Raw genomic sequence first — 12,384 nt, 5'->3', positions numbered from 1 at the left:
AACATTGAAGTTTAGTCAGGGAATCCTTGCAACGACAATTAAAGTCGTTTGTTTATCCGTTTCACTTACCGCGACTTCTTATGCGGTAGAGCGTAATGAGCCTGAGGCTGCTACTGGTTATGAGCAGAAAAAGGCCCATATTGCTGAAGATTATATGGTTGTTGCTGCAAACCCTTATGCATCCTGGGCTGGTAAAAATATTATTGAAAAAGGTGGTTCGGCCATCGACGCTGCGGTAGCCGTTCAAGCCATGTTAACCCTGGTGGAGCCACAGTCTTCGGGCATTGGCGGCGGTGCCTTTATTCTGTATTGGGATAATAAAACCAAAACGCTGCATACGTTCGATGGACGCGAGACTGCGCCTGCCGCCGTGTCTCCATACTGGTTTTATGAAGGCAAAAAGCCAATGAGCTGGATTGAGGCTGTGGTTGGCGGTAAATCAGTGGGGGTACCGGGCGCCCTTCGCGCTTTGGAAATGGCGCAGAAAAAATTTGGCACACTAGAATGGAAAGAGTTATTCGACGATGCCATTAATACCAGCGCCAATGGATTTCGGGTTTCTGCGCGTTTAGCACACCTGGTTGCCCTTGAAAAACATCCGGGACTAAAGACCTTTCCTTCTAGTGCGACGTATTTTTATCCGGCAGGCAAGCCTCTCAAGGAAGGCATGATTAAGAAAAACAAAGCGCTGGCTGATACGCTGACACGCATTGCCAACGACGGGGCCGACTACTTTTATGAAGGGCCTGTGGCTGAAAAGATTGCTAAAACGGTAAACAGTGCGTCTATTAATCCCGGTCAAATCACACCGGAAGATATTGCCAGTTACAAGCCATTGGAGAAAAAGCCAGTGTGTGGTGAATACCGCGATCATAAAGTATGCGGTATGGCGCCTCCCAGTTCTGGTGGCGTGAATGTTTACCAAATCATGAAGTTGCTCGAAGGGCAGGATATTGCTTCATTAACCCCAGACAGTGCAGCGTTTGCCAATTTGTTTGCTCAAGCCAGTGCACTCAGCTTTGCTGACCGCGAAATGTATATTGCAGACAGCGATTTTAATGATATTCCATTCGCTTCCCTTATTAATGCACCGTATTTGAAGCGACGAGCAGACAGCATTGGCGCTGACAAATCTTGGCGGAAAGCGAAAGCCGGTAAGCCTTATACCAATGCAAATGTGCATTTGGGTATGAACCGCGAGCAGCCCAATACCAGCCATTTCTCCATTGTTGACAAAGACGGCAATGCTATTTCCATTACCACCAGCATTGAATTTATGTTTGGTTCTGGTTTGATGGTCGAGGGATTCTTGCTAAACAATCAGCTCACCGACTTTTCGTTTAATCCAGATATCAACGGCTGGCCGGTTGTTAACCGGGTAGAGCCTGGTAAGCGGCCTCGCAGTGCGATGAGCCCCACCATGGTGTTCGACGATAAGAATCAACTGGAACTGGTTGTGGGTTCGCCCGGCGGTAGCCGTATTATTGACTACGTGGCGCAGACGTTGTTTGGCGTATTGGACTTTGGGTTAGATATACAACAGGCAATTAATCTGCCGCGCATGACTAACCGCAATGATTATACTGCCCTTGAAGCAGGCACTCAGGCTGAAAGCCTGAAACCGGCGCTTGAAGCGTTAGGCCACGATGTGAAAATCATGGATCTCAACTCCGGCCTGCACGGTATTCAGGTGAAAGATGGAAAACTTATTGGTGGCGCCGACCCGCGCCGTGAAGGGGTAGCCGTCGGCCAGTAATTACATAAAATGATCCGGGGCGATACGATCAACCTTCCATTGGCCATCTTCTCGGATCATATTCACTGTGCGTAAATCTTCCACTTTATCATCGCCGTACATGCCGCTAAAAAATAACGTCACCTTGGCGCTTTCTGAAAACTCACTACGGCCTACGCCATTGCCGCCTTGGGGGGTTATGGTAACGGTGTCATAACGCAAATTTACAATGTAACGTTGTACGTTACGATTAGTGCGATAGCGCTTGAGCATTCTAGCCATGCTATCTGAACTCAGTTCTATGGCTTTTGAAATGTTTTTACCTTCGTAAATACTTTGCATAAAGGTGAGGGCGGCATAATCAGGCGTATTCTCATCCATCATGCCATAACGACCAAGCCCTTCTTTCTTTTCACCACAGGCGCACAGCACAATTACCAGCAAACTGATAATCGTAAATCGACTGAGGGTGAAATGTGTGATTGTCATGATAATTCCGGTATCTATAAATGCTATAAGTAAAAATAGCAGAAAATAATGACAAAAAAAAAGCGAGGTGTGAACCTCGCTTTTCTATTTATTTTACAGATGCTTACTGAACTTCTTCTTGATCGCTGAATTCACCTGCGAACAATGGGCTACTCAGGTAACGTTCGGTACCGCTCGCTAACAGAACAACCACAATTTTGTCTTTGTTTTCTGGCTTTTCAGCAAAACGCTTCGCTGCAACCACGGCCGCACCCGAAGAAATACCCGCCAAAATACCTTCTTCTTTCATCAGGCGGTGAGTCATTTCCATACATTCTTCGTTGGAAACTTGCTCAACTTCATCAATTAAGTCTAAGTCCAGGTTTCCTGGAATAAAGCCCGCACCAATACCTTGGATTTTGTGTGGCCCAGGTGTGAGTTCTTCACCATTTTTCGCCTGTGTAATGACAGGAGAGTCTTTAGGTTCTACCGCGATAGAGGTAATGGCTTTACCTTGGGTGTTTTTAAGGTAACGGCTAACACCTGTAATAGTACCGCCGGTACCTACACCAGCAACAAACGCATCGACTTTACCATCGGTGGCGTTCCAGATTTCAGGACCTGTAGTTTTCTCATGAATTGCCGGGTTGGCTGGGTTGTCGAACTGTTGCAGTAATACATATTTCTCAGGATCTGATGCAACGATTTCCTGAGCGGCTGCCACTGCGCCTTTCATCCCTTTAGGTGCTTCTGTGAGTACCAGGTTTGCACCCAGTGCTTTAAGCAGTTTGCGGCGTTCCAGACTCATGCTGCTAGGCATGGTTAATGTCAGTTTATAGCCACGTGAAGCGGCAACAAACGCAAGTGCGATACCGGTGTTACCACTGGTAGGCTCAACAATCTCTTTTCCTGGACCGAGTACACCACGTGATTCTGCATCCCAAATCATGTTGGCGCCGATACGGCACTTAACACTGAAACTCGGGTTACGCGATTCGATTTTGGCATAAACGTTACCACCAGTAACACGATTAAGTTTAACCAGAGGCGTGTTGCCGATAGATAAAGAGGCGTCGTCAAATACTTGCATTATTATTCCTTAAGTGTTTAAAAATACCTGCAGACAATTTTTACGGGAATCATCGTAGATTCAGCATCTTTCCCGTACAGGTTTTTGTGTACAGTTATATAATTGGTGTCATTCTGCAAAATGAAAAGTGCTTTTTCGATATAAGTTATTTTTATTTGCGCTGAAACTTGAATAAATACTAAAAAATGCGATTGGCAAGGATTGCGACATGGCAGACAAACAAGAAAACAACACACTTCACGAACCCTCACCACAGTCTAGTACTGAAAAAGAAGACAATACGATCGTTACCCCGTATGCCTTTCAGGTATCGCCCGAGCTGCTCGGTAAACCTTTGGCTACGCCTTCACGAAGGGCCACAGCGCAGTGTATCGATTTGGTACTGTTGTACTTTATCTCTCACGCCAATGCAGTGGTGCTGGGTGTATTGGCTGCGCTCACGTTTATGCGAGCAGGGAGTAACGTGATTAAAGGTAAGGGCAGCACATCTAGAGGTAAGTTCTTGCGGCTAGGCGCAGCTTGCTTTTTGGGTTTTATGGTTTTTACCCTCTTTGACGGGCCGCCTGACACCTCCGACTATAAAGTGATCCAGGCCAGCCATATTAGCGATACAACTCTGGATGACAGCGAAGAGCCGCTAGAAAAGGCAGATGAGTCAGGATCCGAGGCAAACTTCTTTGAATCCTTAAGCGAATTTCTCCATGATGGACAAGCATTCTTAGGTGAGTTGGGGCTTGGTCTTGGCTGGGCTGCACTCTACTACAGTGCGTTTACCGCATACATGCAAGGCTGCACTCCCGGAAAGTGGATCACCCGTATACGGGTACTCAGGCTCGACGGCAGACCTCCTACATTATGGGAAAGTTTCGGCCGATATGGCGGATATGGAGCAGGTGTTGCTACAGGCATGCTTGGCTTCCTGCAGATTTTCTGGGATGCAAACAGACAATCTATTCAAGATAAAATAGCAGAAACACTGGTGGTCAGGCATTCGGTTAAGGTACTTCCTAAAGCGAGCGAGGCCGGAACATCAGGCACATCAGGCGAAGGTATATGAATCACCACATTTACCATGTGTTGTCGGCGTGGGCCGGACAGCGCGATGCAGGTAACTGGTTACTTGCCACCATAATAAACACTGAAGGGTCGTCTTACCGCAAGGCAGGTGCGATGATGCTTTTTAGCCAGGAAGGCGCGCAATTAGGTGTGGTTTCCGGCGGTTGTCTGGAAAGCGATTTATTGCACCAGGCCAGGCGTTGCTGGGAAACCGGTGAAAGCCGCATCGTCACTTATGATATGCAGGAAGAAGGCGATATCGCCTGGCGTCTGGGCATTGGCTGTGGTGGCGAAGTGACCTTATTGCTCCAGCCGGTAAATGCAGACAATGACTATATAGGTTTACAGAGCGTGCTTGATAGCTTGCAGCAACAACAATCTATCTGGTATTCGCAGCCAGCCAGAGCGGGTCTGCCCGCGGGATTGGTCAGCACTGAAAAGCCGAGCAATCCGGAAGATTTCTGTTGTGAGCTTTTACCTCCGCCAACGCTTGGTATTGCGGGTGGTGGTGTCGACGCAATGCCCCTGTGTGACATGGCGGCTCGCCTTGGCTGGCGCGTTATTGTGAACGACAGCAGGGCCCGTTATGCCCGTGCCGGCGACTTCAAAACGGCTACCAGTACAACCGACTTACCTGCCGGCGACATTGCTCAGGCAGAATGGTTTCACCAACTCGATGCGCTTATTGTGATGCACCACCAGGTACGCATGGACGGTGATACGCTCACCGCTTTGGCAAATGATACCCCGGCGTCATTGAAGTACCTTGCACTTTTAGGGCCTTCTCATCGTGCAGAGCGCGTGTTATCTGAAGCCGATCTTAATGAATCGTCACTCCCGCTAACGTTACACGCGCCAGCGGGCATTGCCATCGGCGGAGAACTTCCGGAATCAATCGCGTTATCGATGCTGGCACAAGCCCATGCTGTGTTGCACGGTAAGTCTGGTTCATCACTCAAAGGGCGGCCATGTCAGTCAGACTAGCGATTATTATTTTGGCAGCAGGGGAAGCGCGTCGATACGGCAGTAACAAGTTGCTGAGTGAGCATCCAAGCGGTGACAGCCTTTTGCACTACGTTATTTCGCAGTATCAGCCACTATCTGCCTTACCAATTACCATTGTTTCCGGGCGTTTTGACAATGAACTTCGTCAAGCACTGTCCACAGGTCATGCTATACGAATCGCAAAAAATGAAGATTGGCAATCAGGTATGGGCGGAAGCATCAGTACAGGTATAAGAGCCGCAATGACGCTGGCTGATTCAACTCCCGCTTCGCTTTATCCTACTCACTTCATGGTTGGGTTAGCAGATACACCGCTTGTCACCACAGAAGGTTTGCGAGAGCTGGTGGACAAGGCTTGTATATTTCCAAACGCGCGTATAGCCAGTGAAGCTGAAGGCGTGCGTATGTCACCCGCCATATTCCCGCTTAGCGATGAAGATGCACTTGCAGGTTTGACAGGGCAAAAGGGCGCTGCAAAATTACTCAATGCCGCCGCGCCTCACTGTATTGCAGTACCTTTCAAAGAAGCCGCAATGGATATCGATGAGCCCGCTGACTGGCAGGCATTAGGGCGTTAGTCTTCACGCAATCTGTTCGTTTAATTTTCAAAGTAGCGCGTTCGATTGTTTTATTGCTGTGTGCCCTTATATTTTCTGGATGAACAGAAAACTAAATCGTGATGCGCTAATTCAGGCCATCAAATTAAGCACAGTATTCGTTGCCTTGCTTTGGGTAATCCAATCGGCTGGCGTGCTTTTTCATTTACCTTTAAGAGAACTCGGTATCACGCCACTATCGATGGCGGGACTGCATGGTATTGTTACTGCACCACTAGTGCATAGTTCATACGAGCACCTTTTCCATAACACACTGCCACTCTTAGTTCTTGGAACTGCGCTTATATACGGTTATCCAAAAACCCGGATGAAAGTCTTACTGTTTGCCTGGCTAGGCTCTGGTATTGGCGTTTGGCTATTCGGTCGTCCATCCATGCATCTGGGAGCCAGTGGTGTTGCCCATGGATTGTTTTTCTACTTGTTTGTCGTTGCCATATTGCGCAGAGATAAACGCTCTGTGGGACTCATGATGATCGCTTTTTTCCTGTATGGCGGCATGATGATGTCTATCTTCCCCAGAGATCCGCAGATATCTTACGAGGCACATTTCTTTGGCGCATTAGGCGGTGCAATCGCGGCAATATTATTTGGAAAGCAGGACCCAAAACCGGTGCGAAAAGTCTACACATGGGAAGTGCTGGAAGATGACGACCCGGTGATTGGCGATCAGTGGAAGGCGCCCGTTGATCACGAAAGTCGGCGCTGAATATAACGAACGCGAGCGCCAAGTAATACAGCTGCTGCGCTGAGACCAACAATAATACCAATCCAGAATCCAGCAGCTGACATGGGTTCGTCAGTTAGCCAGTCTGTGCGGCCGAGTATAATTCCGGTGGGCATGCCAACAAGCCAATAAGCTGTAAAGGTAATTATTGACATGGCAGTGGTATCTTTATACCCACGTAGCGCATTAGCTGAGAGTACCTGAATGGCGTCGGAAAATTGAAATAGCGCGGCGTACACCAGCAACGAATTGGCGAGGTCGAATACGGCTTGATCCTGTGTATAGAGCGCGATAATGGTACTTTTAGCCAAAACAGTAAAACTGGCAGTGAGTACAGCGACAAACAGGCCGATAGTCAGACCGCTTTTCACCACCATTTTTGCTTGCGTCAGATTATTCTGGCCAGCGCGGTATCCTACGCGTATTGATAACGCCATGCCCAGGCTCATAGGAAACATAAACATAATCGCGCTGAAATTCAGGGCAATTTGATGGGCGGCAACGGTACTCGGACCAAAAGGGGCTAACAGCAGCGCAACAGCGGCAAAGAGTGTGACTTCAAACAACAGTGTCATTGCCACCGGCAGACCAAGCTTAAAGGTTCGCCATATCATGGTGAATTCAGGCTTATAGGTACGGGTGAACAAATGGTATTTTTTGAGTCTGCTTGAAAGCGCCACATATACCGCAGTGGCAAAAAACATGGTGTATATAACGATTGCCGTGGCTATGCCACAACCCGCGCCACCAAATGCTGGAATGGGACCGGTACCATAGATAAAAATGTAATTACCTACCATATTACACGCCAGCCCAACCAGTGTAATAATCATGGTTGGCTTGGTGGTACCCAGACCCTCACAGAAATTTCTCAGCCATTGATATAAGGCAAATGCGGGCATGGAGAGAAGCACAAACTGTACATAGTCTACTGTAATGGCAAACAGTTGCGGGTCCATTGGAAACAGCGCTACCAGTGACTCAACAAAGGGCCACAGCAACATGATGACCAGGCTACAAGCTAATAGCAGATAACCAGCCTGTTGCGCGGCGTTAGCTACATCAGAAGTATTTCCTTTACCGTGAAGTCGAGACAATATGGGGGGCATGGCAAGGCCCAGGCCCTGAATGAAACACTGTAACGGAATAATGATACTGAAGCCCAGCGCCACCGCTGCCATGTCTATGGCACTGTAATTACCTGCCATGATCGTATCAATAACGCCCATCAGCATTTGCGTGATTTGCGCAATAAGTAATGGCCAGGCGAGTTTAATCAGGCGTTTGCCCTCAAGAACAAAACGCGGGGAAAAGAAGCTTTGCATGGAAGGTTACTGGGTCTCTAGCAATGAAAACGGCTGAATAGTAACACTATTACCTTCAGGAATCTCAGAACATTCTGCGGGTAAAATGATGTAACAGTTGGCTTGCGTGACCGTGGTCATTACACCTGAACTTTGCTTGGCCAGCGGAACCACGTCATAATCGCCATAAGCGTTTTTTTGCATGTGCGCTCGCACAAACTCCTTTCTACCGGCTCTGCGACGCAAAGATGTCGTGAGAGTCGCCTTAATCGTAAGGGGCTTGATAACCTGTTCTGACGCCGCTCCCACCATGCGCTTAATAATAGGCAGTACCAATTGTTGGGTGGTCACAAATGCAGATACAGGATTACCCGGTACGCCACAGAATACAGCATTACCTAATCTGCCGAACGCAAAGGGCTTTCCGGGTTTTATGGCTATTTTCCAGAACCCAATGTCACCCTGACTTGCTACCAGCTCTTTAACAAAATCAGCATCACCCACCGATACGCCACCACTACTGACCACTAAATCCTGAGTGTGAGCAGCGTTGGTAAACACTTCGCTTAACGCCGTTTTATCATCTGCAACAATACCAAAATCTGTGATCTCAACCGGTTCGGCGGCAAGCAGTGCTCGGGTACCCGTGCGGTTGGATTCGTAAATTTGACCTGAAGCCAGCGTTTCTCCGGCGGTTTTTAGTTCATCGCCTGTGGCAATAATACCCACCCGAAGTTTGCGGAAAACCTGAACAGAAGCAATGCCCATTGAAGCAAGTAGAACGAGGTGACTGGCGGTGAGCTGGGTGCCTGCTGTTATAACGGTGGCGCCTGTTGCAATGTCGCCACCGGCGCGGCGGATATTTTCACCTGGCATGGCGGGTTTATTAATGACCACATCAGTGTCAGTACGCGTGGTATTTTCCTGCATGACAACACAATCAGCGCCATTGGGAACCAGCGCGCCCGTCATGATTCGTACCGCCTGACCTTTTTCCAGTTTCACTTCTCTTAACGGCATGCCGGCAAGTTGCGTATCTACAACCTGTAACGGCAGTGCAGACTGCGAATCACTGGCGTACAGCGCAAATCCGTCCATGGCCGAATTGTCGGCAGGGGGCACGTTTACACAAGCAACCACATCTTCACTTACCACCCGGTGTAATGCATCGCCAACCATTACGGCTTCAGCTTCTACTACAGGTTGAACGTGTGACAGCGCGTTATGAAGTGCATCTTCCAGGGGAAGCCAACCATTGGGGGCAGAAGTCGAGATAGTCATTATGTGTATACCGCAGGTGAAAAAAGGAATTATTGCTTAACAAAATAAAAAAACCAACACCCACAACAACATGTGCTGGAAGGTGCTGGTTTTTCGGGGTAGATAGCAGTGTTAGTCTTCAAACTCCATATTTGAAATCCACACTGTTTGGTAGGGTTTAAGCTGCAGGAAGCCACCCACATCTTCAAGCTCATCACGGGTGATGAGGTCCATCCATTTATCGGTACCAATCAAGTTTATACTCGACAGCAAAATAGACTGTTCTTCGTTCGTCACATTACTTACACAGAACACACTCTGCCGGCGATCAAGACTCTGGCGCCAGAAGCCGAACAAGGTGTCACCGAGTTGTAAAGTAAACTGTGTGGCGTTCGGGTGAAAGGCCGGTTGTGCTTTACGAATACGAATTAACTGCGAAATGCGTGTTAGCACCTTGTGATGCTGGGAGTAGGGCGAATCGAGCAGGGCAGCGAGTTCTTCAAAATTCCAGCGATGACGATTAATAGAGCGGTTTTGCCCAGTGTTGGCAACCTTTTCATAATCGTTACTGGTACCCAGCAAACTATGAATGTAAAGTCCTGGAATACCTTCCATACCAAGCATGATGGCATGCGCACAGATAAAGCGGTCTATCTGCCATTTGTCTGGCCCCGCCGTGGTACCTTGCAGAGCATCAAACAACGTGATGTTAATCTCGTATGGCTTTTGCTGACCGTGATCAGATGCCCGCCAGGACACTTTTCCGCCGAAATTCTGCATGGTGTGAACCAGTGTAGAAATTTCTTCGTCATCGAGTAAGCCTTCAGCAGGACGCAAACCAATGCCGTCGTGAGACGCAATAAAATTAAAATAAGTGGTGCCGTTTTGCGCCGGCGGCATGCTCATCATCCAGTTCTTCAAGTAGGCACAATTTCCGGTAACCAAGGTATTTACCAGCAAAGGTGGCAGCGAAAAATTGTAGATGGCATGGGCTTCATTAGCATTACCGAAATAGGTGAGGTTTTCCCGGTTTGGAATGTTAGTTTCGGTAATGATGATGACGGTCGGGTCGGCATGTTCAATTAGCGTACGAAGCAAACGAATGCACTCGTGAGTTTGAAACAAATTAATACATGAGGTGCCGATTATTTTCCATAGGAAAGCGACAGCATCCAAACGGAACAATTTCGCGCCTTTATCCAGGTACTGGCGAATGATTTCCACAAACGCCAGGAGCACCTTAGGATTGCGGAAATCAAAATCAACCTGATCATGACTGAAGGTACACCAAACATATTGCGTACCAGTGGCTGTTTGGGTTTCTCGTAATAGAGGAGAAACCCGGGGCCGGGTAACCATTGACAAATCATCACTGGGATCAGCGGTGAAGAAGAAATCGCTACCGATCCCTTCTCCTTTCTGGAAATTCTCAAACCAGGCACTGCGAGCTGAGCAATGGTTAATCACTAAATCGAACATCAGTCCGTAGTGTTTAGCCAATCGCTCGATATCACCCCAATCTCCAAGTGATTCATTCACACTGGAGTAGTCGATAACGGAAAAACCATCATCTGAGCTATAGGGGAAGAACGGCAACATGTGTACTTTGTTGATTGTGTTCTTACAGTAGGTATGGAGAAATCTATCGAGCGTGAACAATGGCTGTTCACCTTCACTGATCACACTATCGCCATAGGTGATCATAATGATGTCTTCTTCATCCCAGTAATTGCAGTATGGTGTTGGCTGAACGATATCTTCGTCAGCCTTCAGGCGCATGGTTGCTAATAGTTCCGTGGCCAGTTCACCAACCGGGATTTCCAGATGCACATCCGCATAAATAGCCTGTAATTGATTACAAACCTTTTCGTGTAATTGATCCCAACTTGTCGTCATGCGTTACCCTAGTAGTTCAGCGGTGTCTGCTTCAACAGCCTCCAGCAGGCGGTCAAGAATATCTGGTACCGCACTGGTGACACGGTTCCAGCTTGGAATAAACGGTGTTTCCATCGGATTTTCCAGGAAGCTAGTGCCTGCTTTCATGATGTTACTGGCGAATAATTCAACGGCTTTTTCTTCGTTGTGAATATCCAACGTAAGGCCGTTCATTACCGCATCGTTGTGGTAGGTTTCAACGAAATCCAGTGCAATACGGTAATATGTTGCTTTAATCGAACGGAACATTTCGTTACTGAACGTAAAGCCCTGTGTCGCTAGTTTGCGGAACAGTGCCTTGGTAATGTCGATAGACATTTTGGACAGGCCGCCCTGGTCGTTATTGAAAGACAGATCCTGGTGTTTGTGATCGTAGTTATCAGCAATGTCTGCCTGACACAAACGGTTATGGTTATAGTTTCTGTGCATTTCAGAAAGTACACCCACTTCCAGACCCCAGTCGCTTGGAATTCGAATATCGCTCAATACATCGCGACGGAAAGAAAATTCACCTGCCAGCGGATAACGGAAGCTGTCCATGAATTCGAGGTATTCGTGATCGCCTAGTGTACGCTTAAGCGCGCGCAATAATGGGGTAACCAGCAGTCGCGAAACCCGACCATTGATTTTTCCGTTAGCAACACGGGCATAGTAGCCTTTACAAAATTCATAGTTGAATTGTGGGTTAGCCACCGGATAAATCAGGCGCGCAAGTAAATCGCGGGTATAAGTCACAATGTCGCAATCGTGCAGCGCAACAGATTCTGAGCGGTTAGATGCCAGAATGTAACCCATGCAATACCATACGTTTCTGCCTTTGCCGAGCTCTTTAGGTGCCAGGTTAAGAGCAGATAATTCTTCATCGATGGCTTTTAAACGGGGGCCATCATTCCATAAAACACGGTGATGCTGTGGAAGCTTTTCAAAGAACTTCAGTGCAGACTTGTATTGTTCTTTATCGGCGCGGTCCAAACCAATGACGATTTCAGAAAGATAAGGAACTTGGGTCAGTTCGGTAACGATGTTAGGGAGTGCCTCACCTTCAAGCTCAGAATACAGCGAAGGTAAAATAAGAGCCATTGGGCGCTTCTGCGAAAATCGTAAAAGTTCAGCCTCAAGTTCCTCTGTGGGGCGTCTAGATAAGTTGTGTAACGTGGTCACTACGCCATTTTGATAAAAATCAGCCATGT

11 protein-coding genes are annotated in these 12,384 nt (G+C 47.9%); 5 read left to right on the top strand and 6 right to left on the bottom strand.

All coding sequences use genetic code 11. The features are described 5' to 3' along the window. Positions 1–37 precede the first annotated feature (37 nt). Positions 38–1,756 carry a gamma-glutamyltransferase gene (ggt, locus tag BFC18_RS21065; protein ID WP_070127786.1) on the top strand — a complete coding sequence of 573 codons (1,719 nt, stop codon included), beginning with the start codon at positions 38–40 and terminating at the stop codon, positions 1,754–1,756. On the opposite strand, the gene BFC18_RS21060 is transcribed toward ggt, so the two are convergent. Together BFC18_RS21060 and cysK are read right to left on the bottom strand one after the other, a co-directional pair. Next, a complete protein-coding gene (locus tag BFC18_RS21060; RefSeq protein ID WP_070127738.1) occupies positions 1,757–2,224 on the bottom strand; it encodes a nuclear transport factor 2 family protein in 468 nt (155 codons plus the stop codon). Positions 2,225–2,327: 103 nt separating this feature from the next. Next, entirely contained in the window at positions 2,328–3,293 is a 966-nt protein-coding gene (cysK, locus tag BFC18_RS21055) for a cysteine synthase A (protein ID WP_070127737.1), read from the bottom strand. Positions 3,294–3,501: 208 nt separating this feature from the next. Here cysK and BFC18_RS21050 point away from each other — a divergent pair, with 208 nt between their 5' ends. From BFC18_RS21050 to BFC18_RS21035, 4 genes are all read left to right on the top strand, one after another. Beyond that, positions 3,502–4,350: an RDD family protein gene (locus BFC18_RS21050; protein WP_070127736.1), complete on the top strand. Its 849-nt coding sequence runs from the start codon at positions 3,502–3,504 to the stop codon at positions 4,348–4,350. Next, positions 4,347–5,333: an XdhC family protein gene (locus BFC18_RS21045; protein WP_070127735.1), complete on the top strand. Its 987-nt coding sequence runs from the start codon at positions 4,347–4,349 to the stop codon at positions 5,331–5,333. Before BFC18_RS21050 ends, BFC18_RS21045 begins: the two co-directional genes overlap by 4 nt. Then, complete coding sequence (locus BFC18_RS21040) at positions 5,318–5,932, top strand: nucleotidyltransferase family protein (protein ID WP_070127734.1); 615 nt, start codon at positions 5,318–5,320, stop codon at positions 5,930–5,932. The genes BFC18_RS21045 and BFC18_RS21040 overlap by 16 nt, the downstream gene beginning before the upstream one ends. A 79-nt stretch (positions 5,933–6,011) precedes the next feature. Beyond that, positions 6,012–6,677 carry a rhomboid family intramembrane serine protease gene (locus BFC18_RS21035; protein ID WP_070127733.1) on the top strand — a complete coding sequence of 222 codons (666 nt, stop codon included), beginning with the start codon at positions 6,012–6,014 and terminating at the stop codon, positions 6,675–6,677. Here the strand turns inward: BFC18_RS21035 and BFC18_RS21030 are convergent. The 4 genes from BFC18_RS21030 to BFC18_RS21015 form a co-directional block, all read right to left on the bottom strand. After that, positions 6,659–8,020 (bottom strand): MATE family efflux transporter, encoded by a 1,362-nt coding sequence (locus BFC18_RS21030; RefSeq protein ID WP_070127732.1) that lies wholly within the window; start codon positions 8,018–8,020, stop codon positions 6,659–6,661. The genes BFC18_RS21035 and BFC18_RS21030 overlap by 19 nt on opposite strands. A gap of 6 nt (positions 8,021–8,026) precedes the next feature. Next, positions 8,027–9,280, bottom strand: a complete 1,254-nt coding sequence (moeA, locus tag BFC18_RS21025) for a molybdopterin molybdotransferase MoeA (RefSeq protein WP_070127731.1) — start codon at positions 9,278–9,280, stop codon at positions 8,027–8,029. A gap of 111 nt (positions 9,281–9,391) precedes the next feature. Beyond that, on the bottom strand, positions 9,392–11,155 hold the full coding sequence (locus tag BFC18_RS21020) for a sugar phosphorylase (RefSeq protein WP_070127730.1): 1,764 nt from the start codon (positions 11,153–11,155) through the stop codon (positions 9,392–9,394). A 3-nt stretch (positions 11,156–11,158) separates the two neighbouring features. Continuing rightward, the gene (locus BFC18_RS21015; protein ID WP_070127729.1) at positions 11,159–12,382 is read right to left on the bottom strand and encodes a glycosyltransferase family protein; all 1,224 of its coding nucleotides are present in this window, start codon (positions 12,380–12,382) and stop codon (positions 11,159–11,161) included. Positions 12,383–12,384 lie beyond the last annotated feature (2 nt).

Source organism: Alteromonas confluentis (assembly GCF_001757105.1).
In the GTDB taxonomy this organism is placed as follows: domain Bacteria; phylum Pseudomonadota; class Gammaproteobacteria; order Enterobacterales; family Alteromonadaceae; genus Alteromonas; species Alteromonas confluentis.
Note: the sequence above shows the minus strand (reverse complement) of the source record. Positions and strands in the feature narration are given on the sequence as shown.

What these genes read in the sequence shown, in the direction of transcription:
- BFC18_RS21040 (WP_070127734.1), top strand. Translation starts at nt 5,318, where the DNA reads ATGTCAGTCAGACTAGCGATTATTATTTTGGCAGCAGGGGAAGCGCGT.
- moeA (WP_070127731.1), bottom strand. Translation starts at nt 9,280, where the DNA reads ATGACTATCTCGACTTCTGCCCCCAATGGTTGGCTTCCCCTGGAAGAT.
- BFC18_RS21060 (WP_070127738.1), bottom strand. Translation starts at nt 2,224, where the DNA reads ATGACAATCACACATTTCACCCTCAGTCGATTTACGATTATCAGTTTG.
- BFC18_RS21030 (WP_070127732.1), bottom strand. Translation starts at nt 8,020, where the DNA reads ATGCAAAGCTTCTTTTCCCCGCGTTTTGTTCTTGAGGGCAAACGCCTG.
- BFC18_RS21045 (WP_070127735.1), top strand. Translation starts at nt 4,347, where the DNA reads ATGAATCACCACATTTACCATGTGTTGTCGGCGTGGGCCGGACAGCGC.
- BFC18_RS21035 (WP_070127733.1), top strand. Translation starts at nt 6,012, where the DNA reads ATGAACAGAAAACTAAATCGTGATGCGCTAATTCAGGCCATCAAATTA.
- cysK (WP_070127737.1), bottom strand. Translation starts at nt 3,293, where the DNA reads ATGCAAGTATTTGACGACGCCTCTTTATCTATCGGCAACACGCCTCTG.
- BFC18_RS21050 (WP_070127736.1), top strand. Translation starts at nt 3,502, where the DNA reads ATGGCAGACAAACAAGAAAACAACACACTTCACGAACCCTCACCACAG.
- BFC18_RS21015 (WP_070127729.1), bottom strand. Translation starts at nt 12,382, where the DNA reads ATGGCTGATTTTTATCAAAATGGCGTAGTGACCACGTTACACAACTTA.
- BFC18_RS21020 (WP_070127730.1), bottom strand. Translation starts at nt 11,155, where the DNA reads ATGACGACAAGTTGGGATCAATTACACGAAAAGGTTTGTAATCAATTA.